Annotated in this window: 16 protein-coding genes, 1 pseudogene and 1 riboswitch; of the genes and pseudogenes, 8 read left to right on the top strand and 9 right to left on the bottom strand. The window is 39.2% G+C overall.

Annotated elements, in window-relative coordinates; all coding sequences use genetic code 11:
- Positions 1 to 338: 338 nt before the first annotated feature.
- From C9414_RS20215 to C9414_RS10130, 3 genes are all read left to right on the top strand, one after another.
- Positions 339 to 506, top strand: a complete 168-nt coding sequence (locus tag C9414_RS20215) for a hypothetical protein (RefSeq protein WP_181286133.1) — start codon at positions 339 to 341, stop codon at positions 504 to 506.
- Positions 507 to 826: 320 nt separating this feature from the next.
- Entirely contained in the window at positions 827 to 1,954 is a 1,128-nt protein-coding gene (locus tag C9414_RS10135) for a response regulator aspartate phosphatase (RefSeq protein ID WP_107163564.1), read from the top strand.
- The gene (locus C9414_RS10130; protein ID WP_047203052.1) at positions 1,944 to 2,228 is read left to right on the top strand and encodes a hypothetical protein; all 285 of its coding nucleotides are present in this window, start codon (positions 1,944 to 1,946) and stop codon (positions 2,226 to 2,228) included. The genes C9414_RS10135 and C9414_RS10130 overlap by 11 nt, the downstream gene beginning before the upstream one ends.
- A gap of 16 nt (positions 2,229 to 2,244) precedes the next feature.
- On the opposite strand, the pseudogene C9414_RS10125 reads toward C9414_RS10130, so the two are convergent.
- From C9414_RS10125 to C9414_RS10115, 3 genes and pseudogenes are all read right to left on the bottom strand, one after another.
- A pseudogene (locus C9414_RS10125) lies at positions 2,245 to 2,502 on the bottom strand (transposase); the annotation flags it as partial.
- 281 nt (positions 2,503 to 2,783) lie between these two features.
- The gene (locus C9414_RS10120) at positions 2,784 to 3,434 is read right to left on the bottom strand and encodes a cell wall hydrolase (RefSeq protein ID WP_047203051.1); all 651 of its coding nucleotides are present in this window, start codon (positions 3,432 to 3,434) and stop codon (positions 2,784 to 2,786) included.
- Positions 3,435 to 3,740: 306 nt separating this feature from the next.
- Positions 3,741 to 3,935 carry a hypothetical protein gene (locus C9414_RS10115; RefSeq protein WP_039178090.1) on the bottom strand — a complete coding sequence of 65 codons (195 nt, stop codon included), beginning with the start codon at positions 3,933 to 3,935 and terminating at the stop codon, positions 3,741 to 3,743.
- Positions 3,936 to 4,102: 167 nt separating this feature from the next.
- Here C9414_RS10115 and C9414_RS10110 point away from each other — a divergent pair, with 167 nt between their 5' ends.
- Positions 4,103 to 4,291: a YkvS family protein gene (locus C9414_RS10110; protein WP_003211747.1), complete on the top strand. Its 189-nt coding sequence runs from the start codon at positions 4,103 to 4,105 to the stop codon at positions 4,289 to 4,291.
- Positions 4,292 to 4,446: 155 nt separating this feature from the next.
- Positions 4,447 to 4,971: a GNAT family N-acetyltransferase gene (locus tag C9414_RS10105; protein ID WP_047203050.1), complete on the top strand. Its 525-nt coding sequence runs from the start codon at positions 4,447 to 4,449 to the stop codon at positions 4,969 to 4,971.
- Positions 4,972 to 5,072: 101 nt separating this feature from the next.
- On the opposite strand, the gene C9414_RS10100 is transcribed toward C9414_RS10105, so the two are convergent.
- The 6 genes from C9414_RS10100 to C9414_RS10070 all read right to left on the bottom strand — a co-directional run bounded on the left by C9414_RS10100 (position 5,073) and on the right by C9414_RS10070 (position 9,399).
- Positions 5,073 to 5,291 (bottom strand): hypothetical protein, encoded by a 219-nt coding sequence (locus C9414_RS10100; protein ID WP_039178087.1) that lies wholly within the window; start codon positions 5,289 to 5,291, stop codon positions 5,073 to 5,075.
- 454 nt (positions 5,292 to 5,745) lie between these two features.
- Complete coding sequence (queF, locus tag C9414_RS10090) at positions 5,746 to 6,243, bottom strand: preQ(1) synthase (protein ID WP_003211403.1); 498 nt, start codon at positions 6,241 to 6,243, stop codon at positions 5,746 to 5,748.
- Between the two features lie 15 nt (positions 6,244 to 6,258).
- Positions 6,259 to 6,990, bottom strand: coding sequence for a 7-carboxy-7-deazaguanine synthase QueE (gene queE / locus C9414_RS10085; RefSeq protein WP_047202223.1), 732 nt, complete (start codon positions 6,988 to 6,990; stop codon positions 6,259 to 6,261).
- Entirely contained in the window at positions 6,983 to 7,423 is a 441-nt protein-coding gene (gene queD, locus C9414_RS10080) for a 6-carboxytetrahydropterin synthase QueD (RefSeq protein ID WP_107163563.1), read from the bottom strand. The genes queE and queD overlap by 8 nt, the downstream gene beginning before the upstream one ends.
- On the bottom strand, positions 7,424 to 8,080 hold the full coding sequence (gene queC / locus C9414_RS10075; RefSeq protein WP_059376926.1) for a 7-cyano-7-deazaguanine synthase QueC: 657 nt from the start codon (positions 8,078 to 8,080) through the stop codon (positions 7,424 to 7,426).
- A gap of 159 nt (positions 8,081 to 8,239) precedes the next feature.
- A riboswitch (PreQ1 riboswitch) is annotated at positions 8,240 to 8,284 on the bottom strand.
- Positions 8,285 to 8,355: 71 nt separating this feature from the next.
- Positions 8,356 to 9,399, bottom strand: coding sequence for a YkvI family membrane protein (locus tag C9414_RS10070; RefSeq protein WP_041085022.1), 1,044 nt, complete (start codon positions 9,397 to 9,399; stop codon positions 8,356 to 8,358).
- 244 nt (positions 9,400 to 9,643) lie between these two features.
- Between C9414_RS10070 and C9414_RS10065 the strand changes: the two genes are divergently transcribed.
- The 3 genes from C9414_RS10065 (at position 9,644) to motB (ending at position 13,683) form a co-directional block, all read left to right on the top strand.
- Positions 9,644 to 11,746, top strand: coding sequence for an ATP-dependent Clp protease ATP-binding subunit (locus C9414_RS10065; RefSeq protein WP_107163562.1), 2,103 nt, complete (start codon positions 9,644 to 9,646; stop codon positions 11,744 to 11,746).
- Positions 11,747 to 12,125: 379 nt separating this feature from the next.
- Positions 12,126 to 12,920 (top strand): flagellar motor stator protein MotA, encoded by a 795-nt coding sequence (gene motA / locus C9414_RS10060; protein ID WP_024424680.1) that lies wholly within the window; start codon positions 12,126 to 12,128, stop codon positions 12,918 to 12,920.
- Complete coding sequence (motB, locus tag C9414_RS10055) at positions 12,913 to 13,683, top strand: flagellar motor protein MotB (protein WP_047202219.1); 771 nt, start codon at positions 12,913 to 12,915, stop codon at positions 13,681 to 13,683. Before motA ends, motB begins: the two co-directional genes overlap by 8 nt.
- The last annotated feature ends 173 nt before the right edge of the window (positions 13,684 to 13,856 follow it).

Raw genomic sequence — 13,856 nt, 5'->3', positions numbered from 1 at the left:
AGGTAATTAGGGAGTGGTTGATGTGTTTTGGAATTGGGTAGTAGGCATGATCGGGATAATCATAGGAGCTTGTATTTTTGCAACGGAGTTCGAAGATGCTACTTTCTTCACTCGCTTTATTTTCAAGCTTATTGCGATTTTACTTATTGTGTTTTCAGTGACTTTTATTAAGTGGCGGCGGAAAAAAATAAAACAGCATAAGTCATAGTTCTCCCTCCTTTTTTGACATGTTTTCATCCTATCATTGATTGATTCACATTTGGGAATTCATTGGAAAATTTCTTTTTGGGTTGCGGTGACCGCAATATAGGTTCTTTTATTTTGGGGGAGAATTTATGATGACTGTAGTACCAGTATTGATGATGTTAATCGGTGCTTCTTATTTTGCTGTTTATATGAAAAAACGTAAAAATTATAAAGAAAAAGAGATGGGGTATAAAGTTCTTTTTGCCGTTGTATTCTTTTTACTGAGTGTCCCTTTCATCAATATGGTCATCACTGGATAATAAAGAACAGGCTCTTCAGCCTGTTTTTTTGTTTCTTAAAATACATGGCGCCTATTTCAAAAACACCACCAATAGCGTTTATATTCGATTCTAAGCACGTTTATTTTTTTATAGTGTGACGCTTTAAGTGCGCTTATATGGGATTTAAAAACGTTTGCCATTTTAACTGCTACGATAGCATCTAAAAACAGATATGCCTTGTGTCCTACTTGCTTAAAAAGTTATTGCGACATGCCGAAAATTTACACATAAATGGTTAAAAAGGGTTTAATTATTATGCTAACATTTATTAAAAATTGGTTTTCTAGGGGGGATTGTAGATGGCGTCTATACCGTCTCCAGTTGTAGCGATCAAGATCAATGATTGGTATAAGCATATAAAAAGATTCAATGTGAAAGAGGCCCATATGCTAAGAGAAGAGGTTAGAAAAGATATCGATGTCATGGAAGAAGATGAACAGGCGGTTCTTTATTTTCAGTTGATGGAATTCCGTCATCATTTGATGACAGACTATGTGCAGCCTTCTAAAGAACCACTTGAAAAGTCGGATTACTTGAAAGCTGTAGAAGGACAAGGAAAGAAAATGTCAGCCATTCTTGAATACTATTTTAATTTTTTTCAAGGAATGTATGAATTCAAAAATGGTGAGTTTATTAGAGCTATTGTGTTCTATAAGCGCGCGGAAAAGCGCTTGGAGCAAGTAGGAGATGAGTTAGAAAGAGCGGAATTTTATTACAAATTATCAGAAGTGTTTTATCACATGAAACAGACCCACGTGTCTATGTATTACGTTGGTCTTTCTTATGATACTTATAAGGCACATAAGAGCAATTCACTTTATATGATTCGAGAAATTAATTGTCTAACTGTTATGGCAGGTAATTTCATTGATTTTGAATGCAGAGAAAAGGCGCTTCCTCATTTATTGTCAGCTTTAGAAAAATCTAAAGCAATTTCTAATAAGCCAATGATTGTGAAGTCATTATTTAATATTGGTTGTTGTTATAAAGGATTAGGTGATTTTAATAGGGCACTAGCTTATTTTAATCAGGTGATTCTTGAAGGAGAGCCTATTCATGCTACAGAGTTGCTTTTGGTTTATTATGAATTATCGTTATTTCATTTGAGTCAAAAGGAATTTATTGAGGGAGAAAGATTTTTCAAAAGAGGCTTGGAAGAAGCGAAGAATAGAAAAAATGATCTGTTTTTATCGTTACTAATGGTATTGGAAATTTTATTTTTAAAAACAGCAAACCTAAGTGAGGTCTTGAGCTCGTTGGAAAAATTAGAGAATGAGAGGGGTTATCCATACATGGAAGACCTAGCGCTCGAAGCGGCTCGGTACTATAATGAGAATGGGCGTATGGATGAATCTGTAAAAATGTATGAAAAAGTGATGTACGCCCGAAAACAAATCCAAAGGGGCGACTGTTCATATGAATTTTAAAACGGTTCTTACTGGTTTTTTGAGTGCTTCAGCATTGCTAGGTGTGATCTCTTTATCATCTGTCAATTTTGATGTGAATTCAAGAAATGCTACTTCTCCAGAATCAACTGATCTGACTGTAAGAAATGCTACAGGCAGTAGCGTTACTACTCAAGATTTTCCTCTTATAACTTTATCTCAACATGATAACGATTTTTCTGTAAGAAATGGAACACGTTCTAGTGTAAATCCGGATATTCGTTTTGGAACACGTGATTCTAGGTTATCTACTTGATGAATCAAACAGATCTTTAGGGTCTAAGACCGTAGTTAAGCCCCACCTTTACTTCGAGTAAAAGTGGGGTTTTCACTAATTTTGATTTCATGGCCGCGAAAGTAAGCATCGCTTGCATTGAAACTTTTTTCAGTCCTCGAAGTTTCGTCCATCGCATACCATGCTTTTTCTATTGCATCTGCAAAAACACGTTCTATTGTCTCTTTCCTTTTGCATAGATGTCCTTATTCATTTGTGTGAGTCTCAGATGGTCTGCTTCATCTAGATTGTCCTGCAAATAGATATTAGATCAAAACCATTTTAATGAGGACAACAATATCCACACTTGATCTGCCATTGTCTGAACTATAATGATCCTTTGACAAGATCATAAACGAAATCAAAATGAGCTTCAGGCACTAATTCATCTAAGGCGACTACTTCTAATTGATTTCTTCTTCACGTTTCGATAGCATATTCATCCCCCACAGAAATATGTTATTGCCCATATTATACAAAAAAGCGTGTAGGCTTTGTCTACACGCTGAGAGCAATCTCATTGATCGCTCTTTTTCTTTATACGGCAAATACGTGACGTCCGATGCGTTCTACAATTTTGCGGGAACGAATCCAATGATCTGTTGCCGTTTTTGGGTTATAAAAATAGATAGCCTTTGTTGTTCTGTCATGCTCTTTTACTACCTGCTTCACAGCTTTAATGGAATCTTGATCTGCCTTATCATGAATACTTCCATTCGATACTGGCTGGAAAGCATTTCGCTGATAAATCACACCTTTCACGCTGTCAGGAAAAGAACGATGCTCCACCCTGTTTAAGACAACGCTTGCCACCGCTTTTTTCCCTTCGTAAGATTCACCTTTCGCTTCAGCGTGTACCAATCGAGAAAGCAAGTCCATTTCTTCATTAGAATACTGTTTGCCGCTTGCCTTATTCGTCGTTTCAGATTTTACTCTTTTCTTTTGCTTCGGTTTTGAAGACTTTTCTTCTGTTGACGTACTTAGCATTTTCACTTTTGGCTGACGCTTCTCTTCAGAAAATGCTGGGATGACTTGATCGTGACCTTGATCTATATATGAAAGCTGATGTTTAACAGGTGCTTGTGAAAGTTCGTGACTTAATGTGCCTTGATGCTCTTGTATATTGTCCATCTTCATTGCTGCAACGAGCATAAGGATGACAAAAAGAGCTGTATGAATTTTAATCATTCGCCTTTTTCCTCCTTTAATCAAAGTAGGCTGTAAGATACTTGTCCACTCTAACAAGACCTCATTCTATTTTCATGCACAAAGATTTACATGCCTGTCCAAATTCCGTCATTAAATGGCATGTCCTAGTTTTGCGCACATAAAATGGAATTGTTAGCGCTTAAAAAGGTCCCTTTTTCACCTATCATCATCCTTATGCTCCTGTTTATGGGTTATTACATTTTCTTTTCATATGTATCAAAGTGGTTTGAAGTGTGACAAAAGAACGAAAATAAAAAAGCTTTCTCTCATCAATGAGAAAAAGCTTTAGCTTCTTGCTTCTGTAAGATATTCAAAAATAACATCTCCACCATGTTTGGCGATTCCGCGAAAATGTTTAAAATCATCTTGATTCACCAAAACAGAACGAAACGTTAAAAAGTCATCTTTTTGGATGGTCACCTGTTTTTCCGTCCCATTCCGTAAAGATTCGATGATTGTGAGGATTTGTTCTTCAGTCAAAAAAACCGCTCCTTTTCAGCCATGATCAAATATTAAATATACCATTCGTTAGAAGAGCATACAACGAAAACAAAACAAAAACGTCTTTATCCTTTACATTGGTATGAAAATATTGCAAAATACTTTTTAATAGGGAATGAAATCTGTTTTTAAAGGAGAGGGATCGGTTGAAGATTGCAAAAATTGGAAATGTGATCGAATTTAGAAATGGTTTAACAGGTGTAGTTGAAAAAGTGAATGAAAACTCTGTCATTGTGGATGTCACCATTATGGACAACTATAGAGATTTAGAACTGGATTCACTAACAGTCGTTAATCATAAAAACTATAAAATCATCAAAGACTCCGTACATTAATTTGCAATCCTCAATACAGACGATCGGTACATACGTATATATAAAGCAAAGTTAATCACGATTTGACCAAATGGTGATTTCTATTTCAATACCCTTCTTTTTCATTTTAAAAAAATGATAAGATGCCGTATTAGCTCTAGACAGGAGAAACTAATATGCAAAATTCCAATGATATCATTGTACGTTTTGGAAAAATGGAAGATGCTGAAATGACTTTAGAAATACAGAAATCAGTTATTGCTGAATCAGATTATCTACTTACATCACCTGAAGAAAACAAAAAAACCCTCATAGAACACAGGAAATGGATACAGAAAAGAATTGAAAATGAAAACGAGACGTACATAGTTGCTCAAACTGATGAGAAAGTCATTGGATGGTTAGCCTTTGAACATTCATCAAATAGAAAAAGAACTTCTCATACGGGATCATTCGGGCTGATGGTGCATAAGAGCTATAGAGGTTTAGGCGTAGGGGAAAAGTTACTAACAGCTTTATTACATTGGGCAGAAAAGAATCCTTCAATTGAAAAGGTTAGTTTAGCCGTTTTCTCTACAAATCAAAAGGCCATTTCTTTGTACAAAAAGATGGGGTTTATAGAAGAAGGACGTAAAATAAAAGAATTTAAAATAAATGATCATGAATACTGGGATGATGTTTTAATGTATAAGCTGGTTTAATGCTGTGAAAACGAATTGCAGAAGTAAGGACATAATATCAATTGAGTCATCAATTTGTTATGTCCTTTTCTTTTTCTCACCATACATCATATCAGTAAGCATCAGTCTTTTTGCGTATGAAAGGTTTGCATTTCCGCCTTCGTCTTGTACATCTCGACTTCCTCAGGGGTGATCACTCCTTTATCAATCAAGAGGGCAATCACTCCAAGCAATGTGGAGGCACTCCATTTATACCGTTCTTTGTTTTGATGTTCAAGCATTTGAAGCTCTTCTCTAAGCTCCATTAGCAGCTGCTCTGCCCGCTCTTCTTTGTTTGCCAAATCCAACGCCTCCATTTACCATTCAATACCCCTATTTTATCTTAAATCAAATGTGATAAGCAAAAAAAGCATGATTCACCTTTACAAACATACGTTCTGTCATGTATAATATATTTACGAGCTGGTAGCCCCCAGCCGTCCTAGCAAGTTCTATTCCCATTCGTATGAGAAGAGTGACATGACTCTTCTCTTTTTTTATGATTGAATCGCTACAATCCCATAAAAAAAAGACATGCATCCGTCATGTCTCAGATTGTTGACAAAGGGCTAAAATGCTTGATTTTAGCCCTTTGTCTTCATTTCAGCGTGATAGAAAACCTTTGCAGTCTAGGAAGGACGAGAACCGGAGCGGAGCGAATTTGACATTCGTGAGCACCGGAGCGCAGGACTGACAACGAATGCGAGGGTTTGTCTACACGCTGAAACATGCATCCGGCATGTCTTTTCCTATTTATTAGCGATTATCAATCGTTTCTGGATACATATCATGGTTCATCATACGGTACGATGCCATTTCTTCATACTTTGTCCCAGGTTTCCCATAGTTCGTATACGGATCAATTGAAATACCGCCTCTTGGCGTAAATTTGCCCCAAACTTCAATATACCTTGGGTCCATCAATTCGATTAAGTCGTTCATAATAATGTTCATACAATCCTCATGGAAGTCACCATGGTTACGGAAGCTGAACAAATATAATTTTAGGGATTTACTTTCGACCATGATTTCATTTGGGATATAGCTGATATAAACTGTTGCAAAATCCGGTTGTCCTGTTTGCGGACAAAGGGATGTAAATTCTGGGCAGTTGAATTTCACAAAGTAATCTCTATTTGTATGTTTATTTGGGAACGTTTCAAGCACTTGTGGTGCGTAATCAAACAAATAATTGGTTCCTTGGTTTCCTAGTAACGTGACACCTTCTAATTCTTCCGGTTTTCTTGTCGTCATGACATCTCTTCCTTTCTATACGCCTCGTTTATTTCCCCACAATAACGTGTGCAGCTGCGGCAGCACTCTTACGCGGTTTAAGTCTGGATCTTGTGCGACTTGATCTACAAGCGCTTCATATTTCTTTAATAAATGCGTCAATAAGTACGCATCATCACCTGTCGTCGTGTCGTCATTTCCTACCTGCAAATAAAAAGGAAGCTCAGGGTATTTCGCATGAACATCCTTCGCATAGGCTAGATCACGATCATCAAAGATCACGACCTTCAGGCTTGCATGCTGCAATCTATTTCCGTTTTTCAGCTCATCTATGATACGTGTTAGTTTCGTAAAATCTGTTTTCATATTCGAGCTTGGCGGCTTAGGGGAAATGGTTAAATCATCAATTTTCAAAAACCATTCCTGATACATCGTCCCTTGTGTTTCAAGCGCTGTATCAATCCCCTCTTCATGCAGTAAATCAATGAGGGATTCCATTTGTTTTAAAAGCGCCGGGTTTCCTCCTGAAATGGTGACATGAGAAAAAGCCTGTCCGCCTATTCTTTTTAATTCTTTGACAATGTCTTCTGCCTCAAGCCACTGAATATCATGCTTCGCTGAGCCGTCCCATGTAAAGGAGGAATCACACCAGCTGCAAGAGTAGTCACAGCCAGCCGTTCTGACAAACATCGTTTTTTGTCCAATCACCATTCCTTCTCCTTGAATGGTTGGACCAAAAATTTCTAATACAGGAATCGCTTTAGCCATTGATCTCAACTCGTTTCGGACGGTAAATGCAGTAGCTTGTTGGTGTTTCTCTGACAAAGACTTGAACACATGTTGGCTTGTTCGCTAAAGTCGATAAATACGCTGCGACTTTGTCATATATGGTCTTTGCCACCACCTCAGTGGTTGGCATCGCGTATCGATCGTTTGATGAGAATTCCTCGTGATCATTGAGCAGCGTGTGATCGTACTGCCCATGAATGAGCTTCTTCAATGTACTAAAATTGACAAGGAAACCCGATTCATCTAGGTCGTCGCCCGCAATTGTGATGTTGATGGTGTACGTATGACCATGAACACGGCTGCATGCGCCCGCATCTTCTCGTGGGATGAAATGGGCAGCCGATACATGCATGTCTTTATTCAATTCAAATGAAAATGGATGATCGGTTTGTGGATAGATTTGAGAAAGCATTTATTTTGCCTCCTTCATTTCCATATAAGTGTCATAGCCGTTTTTCCGCAGCTTACACGCAGGACATTCCCCGCAGCCATCAGAAATAATGCCGTTATAGCAAGTGAGCGTTTCATTTTTCACAAATTCCAGTGCATTGAGCTCATCTGCAAGCTTCCATGTTTCTGCTTTATTCAGCCACATCAGTGGCGTATGAATCACAAATGGTTTTTCCATTGCTAAATTCACTGTGACGTTGCAAGATTTCACAAACTCGTCACGGCAATCTGGATAGCCGCTAAAGTCTGTCTCACAAACACCCGTGATAATATGTCTTGCTCCAATTTGATACGCCAAAATAGAGGCAAAGGATAAGAACACTAAGTTTCTTCCTGGCACAAATGTGGAAGGAAGCTCTCCTTCTTTTTCCTCAATGTCAATGTCATCTCTTGTTAAAGCATTAGGTGCCAGCTGATTCAAAAGAGACATATCTAATAGATGATTCTTCACACCTAACTTGTCAGCGATTCTTTTGGCGACATCAATTTCTTCTTGATGACGTTGATTATAATGAAAGGTCACTGTTTCTACCTCTTCAAATTGTTGAAGTGCCCATAATAAACATGTCGTACTGTCCTGTCCCCCACTGAAGACAACGACTGCTTTTTCATTTTTCATTTTCTGTTCTCCTCCTTTTGCAGATGCGTACAACCGTACAACACTGCATCTGAAAGGCTCCTGAAAACCCCTATTTTTCTCAAAAGAAAAGACACCTTTACATGTGTATGAGGTGTCCCAGCCATAAAAAATAAAAAATGCCACATCCAAGGATACGGCAAGTCCTTAGTTTTTTATAGAGGGTTTTGCTAGAACCTCTCCCGTCTTCACGGATTTTTGTTCAATTTTCACAGATGATAGTGTACCACATATTTTTCATGTAGGCTATCCTTTCTTTACTTACCTAGCGGTTCAGGCACTTTTTTTAGACAAAGAAAGAGAATAAAAAAGATGCTGACATAGCCAAAAACCGGGTAAACCGTTGAAATCAGTGTACCGTAACCAATTTTACTAATCACATAGCAGCATATGAGAATTAGGGATATCGTAAAGATGCTGTTCATTCGGATATATGCCCTTACTTGTCTCTCCAGCCCGTATAAATTGCCTATGACGGATGTAAAAACTTCACCGAAGATGACAAATAAATAAATGAGATGAATGGAGTTTGCAACTTGATACACCACCTGCGCCATTGGAATATCAAACGCCTCCAGCATATCTAATGAAGAAAGAGATAAAAAGCAAGCAAGCAAAATGAGTGTCAGCATGACGCCCCCAAGCACCGCTCCCTTTTTAATGACTGCTTCAGAGGTCATTTCATTTGCAACGGGTACTAACACTGCCTGTGACAGTGCTAAATTAAAGGCACCATAGGACACTGCTGATAATATCCACTCGCCCTCACCCATTTGCAGCGCAAGAACATAACTTTCACTGCTGCTAAAAACAAATGAATCAAGAAACACAATCAATGAAAAGAAAATCAGCATTGGAACGACAAGGACGTTAACACCAAATAGTCCTTTTGAACCTTTAAAGAGTACAATGACGCTCAGAATGATCGTCAAAAAGATCCCATACTCCTTGGATATGCCAAGCTGTTCTTCAAAAATAGCCCCTGCACCTGAAATCATGACTGAGGTAACACCGAGTAAAATAAAAAACATCACAATATTAATATATCGACTCGCAGCTGCGCCAAATAAAAACCGGTTCATATCTTGATAAGATTCTGCTTTGATTCGTTTCGAAATCAGCATCATTTTTGCACCAAGGCCAGTAAAAATAACACCGCTAATCAGAATCCCTAATAGTCCAATCCAGCCAAAACGAACAAAAAACTCTACGATTTCTTTTCCTGTCGCAAACCCAGCTCCAACCACTGTTCCTACATATACAAAGGCAAGCTGAAAAGCGGATTCATTTGAACGTTTCATGTGACCCCTCCGCACCCATCACTTTCGATTGTCTCTTTTTTATCCTATGAGACAAGTTCCTTGAAAAGAAGGACAAACCATGATTAAATGCAAAAAAGGATTTTTATCCGTCTTTGAGCAAAACAGTTGAAAGTCAAAATAGGTCAGAGTATACTATAGTCAAAGATGGTCAAACAACAGACCATTTTCTTTAACATTCATTGGTCAAATAAAGTCAAACTTTATTTTAAGGAGGTCATGGCAAATGCGTTGTCAACATTGTCAAGTAAATGAAGCAACTATTCGCCTGAATATGCAAGTAAATTCGTCCCGGAGCCAAATGGTTTTATGTGAAGACTGCTATACCTCTTTGATGGAGCAGTCAAAAATGAAAATGGGACCTCAGCTTTTTGGAGGAAGTTCATTCTTCTCTCAGCAGGCAGGTCATGCCCCAAACATGGAGCAGCCAAAACAAAAAGGCTTACTCGATGAGCTTGGCCGTAACTTAACAGATGGAGCAAATGCTGGCTTAATTGATCCAGTCATTGGCCGTGATGAAGAAGTCGCAAGAGTCATTGAGATTTTAAATAGAAGAAATAAAAATAACCCTGTTCTTATTGGTGAACCAGGTGTTGGAAAAACAGCGATCGCAGAAGGACTCGCACTGAAAATTGCGAGCGGTGATGTGCCAAGTAAATTAAAGAACAAACAAATCTATTTATTAGATGTTTCTTCACTTGTCGCAAACACAGGTGTACGCGGTCAATTTGAGGAAAGAATGAAGCAGTTAATTAAAGAACTGCAGAGCCGTAAAAATATCATCTTATTTGTAGATGAAATCCATCTTCTTGTGGGCGCAGGATCTGCAGAAGGATCAATGGATGCTGGAAACATTTTAAAACCAGCCCTTGCAAGAGGCGAACTGCAGCTAGTAGGTGCGACGACATTAAAAGAATATCGCCAAATTGAAAAAGATGCTGCACTCGAACGACGCTTCCAGCCCGTTATCGTGGATGAGCCAACACCAGATGAAGCGATCGACATCTTAAAAGGTATTCAAGAGAAGTACGAGGCCTATCATGGTGTCACCTATTCAGATGAAGCCATCAAAGCGTGCGTTCAATTATCTTCCCGGTATATTCAAGACCGACATTTGCCGGATAAAGCCATTGATCTAATGGATGAAGCTGGTTCAAAAGCGAACCTCTCCATTGATGCAGCAAGTGAAGATGAACTGACAAACCGACTTGCGCAAATTGCCGCAGAAAAACAGGCTGCGCTAAAAGAAGAACAATATGAAAAAGCAGCGAAGCTTCGCGATGAAGAAGAAGCCATTGAAGCAAGACTTCAAAACAAAACAACTGACAAAGAGCATATCGTCACAGCAGAGGACATTCAGGCCATTGTGGAACAAAAAACAGGCATACCTGTCGGCAAACTGCAAGCAGACGAACAAACCAAAATGAAAGAAATTGATGTCCGTCTAAAAGCACGAGTAATTGGACAGGAGCATGCGGTTGATAAAGTGGCGAAAGCCGTGAAAAGAAGCAGAGCTGGATTAAAATCGAAACATAGACCGACAGGCTCCTTCCTTTTCGTTGGACCAACAGGTGTCGGGAAAACCGAATTGTCTAAAACGCTGGCTGAAGAATTATTCGGTTCCAGAGATGCGATCATTCGTTTAGATATGAGTGAGTACATGGAAAAACACTCTGTGTCCAAACTCATCGGTTCTCCTCCTGGTTATGTTGGACATGATGAAGCTGGCCAGCTGACTGAAAAAGTGCGCAGAAAACCTTACAGCATCATTTTGCTGGATGAAATCGAAAAAGCACACCCAGATGTACAGCACATGTTCCTTCAAATCATGGAAGATGGCCGCTTAACAGACAGTCAAGGCAGAACGGTCAGCTTTAAAGATACAGTCATCATCATGACAAGTAACGCAGGCAGCGCAGATAAAACGGTCAAGGTCGGCTTCCAGTCTGATCAGGAAGAAGCAATTGAGGAACAATCACTCATTGATTCACTCAGCAGCTACTTCAAACCAGAATTTTTGAACCGCTTTGACAGCATTATTCAATTTGATTCACTAGACAGAGAGGACTTAGTGAAGATTGTTGATCTTCTGCTCAATGAGCTGTCAGAGCAATTAAAAGAACAGAATTTAACAGTCCATGTCACAAATGAAGCGAAAGAAAAAATCGCAGAGCTTGGATATCACCCTGCATTTGGTGCTCGTCCACTTCGAAGAACCATCCAAGAGCACGTTGAAGATCAAATGACAGAGATCCTGCTTGAAGAGGAGCAGCTTTCTGGATTTACTGTGGATGTTGAACATGACGAAATCGTCGTAAAAAAAGGATAACTACATCTTCAGGATGATATGTACCTCCATCATGTTGCGGCGGCTAAGTTCCATCTGAACGCTGACGCTCCCCCGCCTCTTTTCCTATACGATAAAAGAAAAAGAGGTGGATCACATGATGAATTGGAGCTACGATCTTGTCAAAATTATGTATGAAGAAAAATTAAAAGAGCTGCTTCATTTAGATGAACCAGCACAAAACGATTAAATGGAGACTCCCTTTATATGAGAGGGAGTTTCTTCTTTTTACATATATAGAAAGCGCTTTCGTCAAAAATTCTTCACAGAAACTGTCTTAATTTTATATTCTGACTAAAACCCTTCTAGAACACACCGATATTAACTATAGAAAAAGATAGTTAAAGGATTTGGTGAGATAATGGACAAAACATCGTTAATTGGTATTATTTTAGCATTTATAGCACTAGGTGTCGGTATGGTTTTGAAAGGTGTGAGTCTAACTGCTCTTCTCAACCCGGCGGCTATATTAATCATCATTGTTGGGACGGTTGCAGCTGTTGTCATCGCATTCCCTTCTAGTGAAATTAAGAAAACACCAAAATTGTTCGGCAAAATTTTCAAAGACAGCCAGCTTCCAACGATTCAAGAAATGATCCCTCTATTTTCAAACTGGGCACAAATTGCGCGTCGTGAAGGTCTTTTGGCATTAGAAGCAAGTCTTGAGGAAGTCGATGATGATTTTCTAAAGAACGGGTTAAGCATGGCAGTTGACGGCCAAAGTGCTGAATTTATTCGAGACGTCTTAACAGAAGAAGTTGACGCCATGTCTGAACGACATCAGTCAGGCGCATTAATCTTTACACAAGCTGGTACATACGCTCCGACGCTAGGGGTACTTGGCGCCGTTGTCGGACTTATTGCCGCACTTGCCAACATGGGAGATATTGAAGCACTTGGACATGCAATCAGTGCTGCCTTCGTCGCCACACTGCTTGGGATTTTTACCGGGTATGTATTATGGCACCCATTTGCCAACAAATTGAAGCGTAAATCAAAGGAAGAAGTAAAGCTTCGTCTGATTATGATCGAAGGCATTCTTTCTGTTCTTGAAGGTCAATCTCCAAAAGTCATTGAACAAAAACTTCTTATGTACTTACCAGCAAAAGAACGTGCAAATCTTGTCATTGAAGAAGGAGAAAATCAAAATGGCTAGGAAACGTAAAAACCATGATCATGAAGACCATGTAGATGAATCTTGGCTTATCCCTTATGCCGATCTTCTGACGCTCCTTCTCGCCCTCTTCATTGTGCTTTTTGCATCTAGTTCGATTGATGCGGCGAAATATGAACAGATGGCTAAGTCATTTAATGTAGTTTTTACTGGCGGTACTGGTGTTATGGATCAATCCAGCATGCAAAGCACGGAAGAAACTGAACACAGCAACCAAGTCAAGAAAGCAGCCGAGGAAGAGAAAGATGAAGAAGCCAAAGCAAAGGCTCGAGACCAAGCGGTTCTCACAAAGGTCAAACAGCAGGTCGATTCATTCATTGCAAATAAAAAACTTGGTTCCAAGCTCGAAACAAAGCTTACGGATGAAGGACTTCTCATTACGATTGAGGACAGTATCTTCTTTGATTCCGGGCGGGCAGTTATTCGCTCTCAGGATGTCCCGTTAGCAAAAGAAATCTCAAAGCTGCTCGTTATTAATCCCGCTCGTGACATTGTCATTAGCGGACATACAGATAATGTACCGATCAGAAATTCAGAATTTGAATCAAACTGGTATTTAAGCGCCATTCGTGCTGTGAACTTTTTAAATATTCTTCTTGAAAACAGCAATCTAAACCAAGAGAACTTTAGTACAAAAGGATACGGCGAATTCAAACCGATTGCCTCAAACGATACAGCAGAAGGCAGAAGTAAAAACCGGCGTGTAGAAGTACTCATTTTACCGATTGAGAAAAAAGCGAAATAAAAAAGGAAGCCAGCGGCTTCCTTTCAGATTGTTGACAAAGGACTAAAATGATCTTTATTTTAGTCCTTTGTCTTCTTTTCAGCGTGATAGAAAACCTTTGCAGCCCTAGGAAGGACAGCTATCTTTGCGGAGCGAATTTGACATTCGTGAGCACCGGAGCGCAGGACTGACAC

Origin of the sequence: Bacillus sp. Nf3, from assembly GCF_003028545.1 — a bacterium.
In the GTDB taxonomy this organism is placed as follows: domain Bacteria; phylum Bacillota; class Bacilli; order Bacillales; family Bacillaceae; genus Bacillus; species Bacillus safensis.
Note: the sequence above shows the minus strand (reverse complement) of the source record. Positions and strands in the feature narration are given on the sequence as shown.

Excerpts from the sequence above, each read along its gene's own strand:
- C9414_RS10130 (WP_047203052.1), top strand. The coding sequence starts at position 1,944 with ATGAATTTTAAAACGGTTCTTACTGGTTTTTTGAGTGCTTCAGCATTG.
- C9414_RS10105 (WP_047203050.1), top strand. The coding sequence starts at position 4,447 with ATGCAAAATTCCAATGATATCATTGTACGTTTTGGAAAAATGGAAGAT.
- C9414_RS10065 (WP_107163562.1), top strand. The coding sequence starts at position 9,644 with ATGCGTTGTCAACATTGTCAAGTAAATGAAGCAACTATTCGCCTGAAT.
- queE (WP_047202223.1), bottom strand. The coding sequence starts at position 6,990 with ATGGCTAAAGCGATTCCTGTATTAGAAATTTTTGGTCCAACCATTCAA.
- C9414_RS20215 (WP_181286133.1), top strand. The coding sequence starts at position 339 with ATGACTGTAGTACCAGTATTGATGATGTTAATCGGTGCTTCTTATTTT.
- motA (WP_024424680.1), top strand. The coding sequence starts at position 12,126 with ATGGACAAAACATCGTTAATTGGTATTATTTTAGCATTTATAGCACTA.
- motB (WP_047202219.1), top strand. The coding sequence starts at position 12,913 with ATGGCTAGGAAACGTAAAAACCATGATCATGAAGACCATGTAGATGAA.
- C9414_RS10135 (WP_107163564.1), top strand. The coding sequence starts at position 827 with ATGGCGTCTATACCGTCTCCAGTTGTAGCGATCAAGATCAATGATTGG.
- queD (WP_107163563.1), bottom strand. The coding sequence starts at position 7,423 with ATGCTTTCTCAAATCTATCCACAAACCGATCATCCATTTTCATTTGAA.
- C9414_RS10070 (WP_041085022.1), bottom strand. The coding sequence starts at position 9,399 with ATGAAACGTTCAAATGAATCCGCTTTTCAGCTTGCCTTTGTATATGTA.
- C9414_RS10120 (WP_047203051.1), bottom strand. The coding sequence starts at position 3,434 with ATGATTAAAATTCATACAGCTCTTTTTGTCATCCTTATGCTCGTTGCA.
- queF (WP_003211403.1), bottom strand. The coding sequence starts at position 6,243 with ATGACGACAAGAAAACCGGAAGAATTAGAAGGTGTCACGTTACTAGGA.
- queC (WP_059376926.1), bottom strand. The coding sequence starts at position 8,080 with ATGAAAAATGAAAAAGCAGTCGTTGTCTTCAGTGGGGGACAGGACAGT.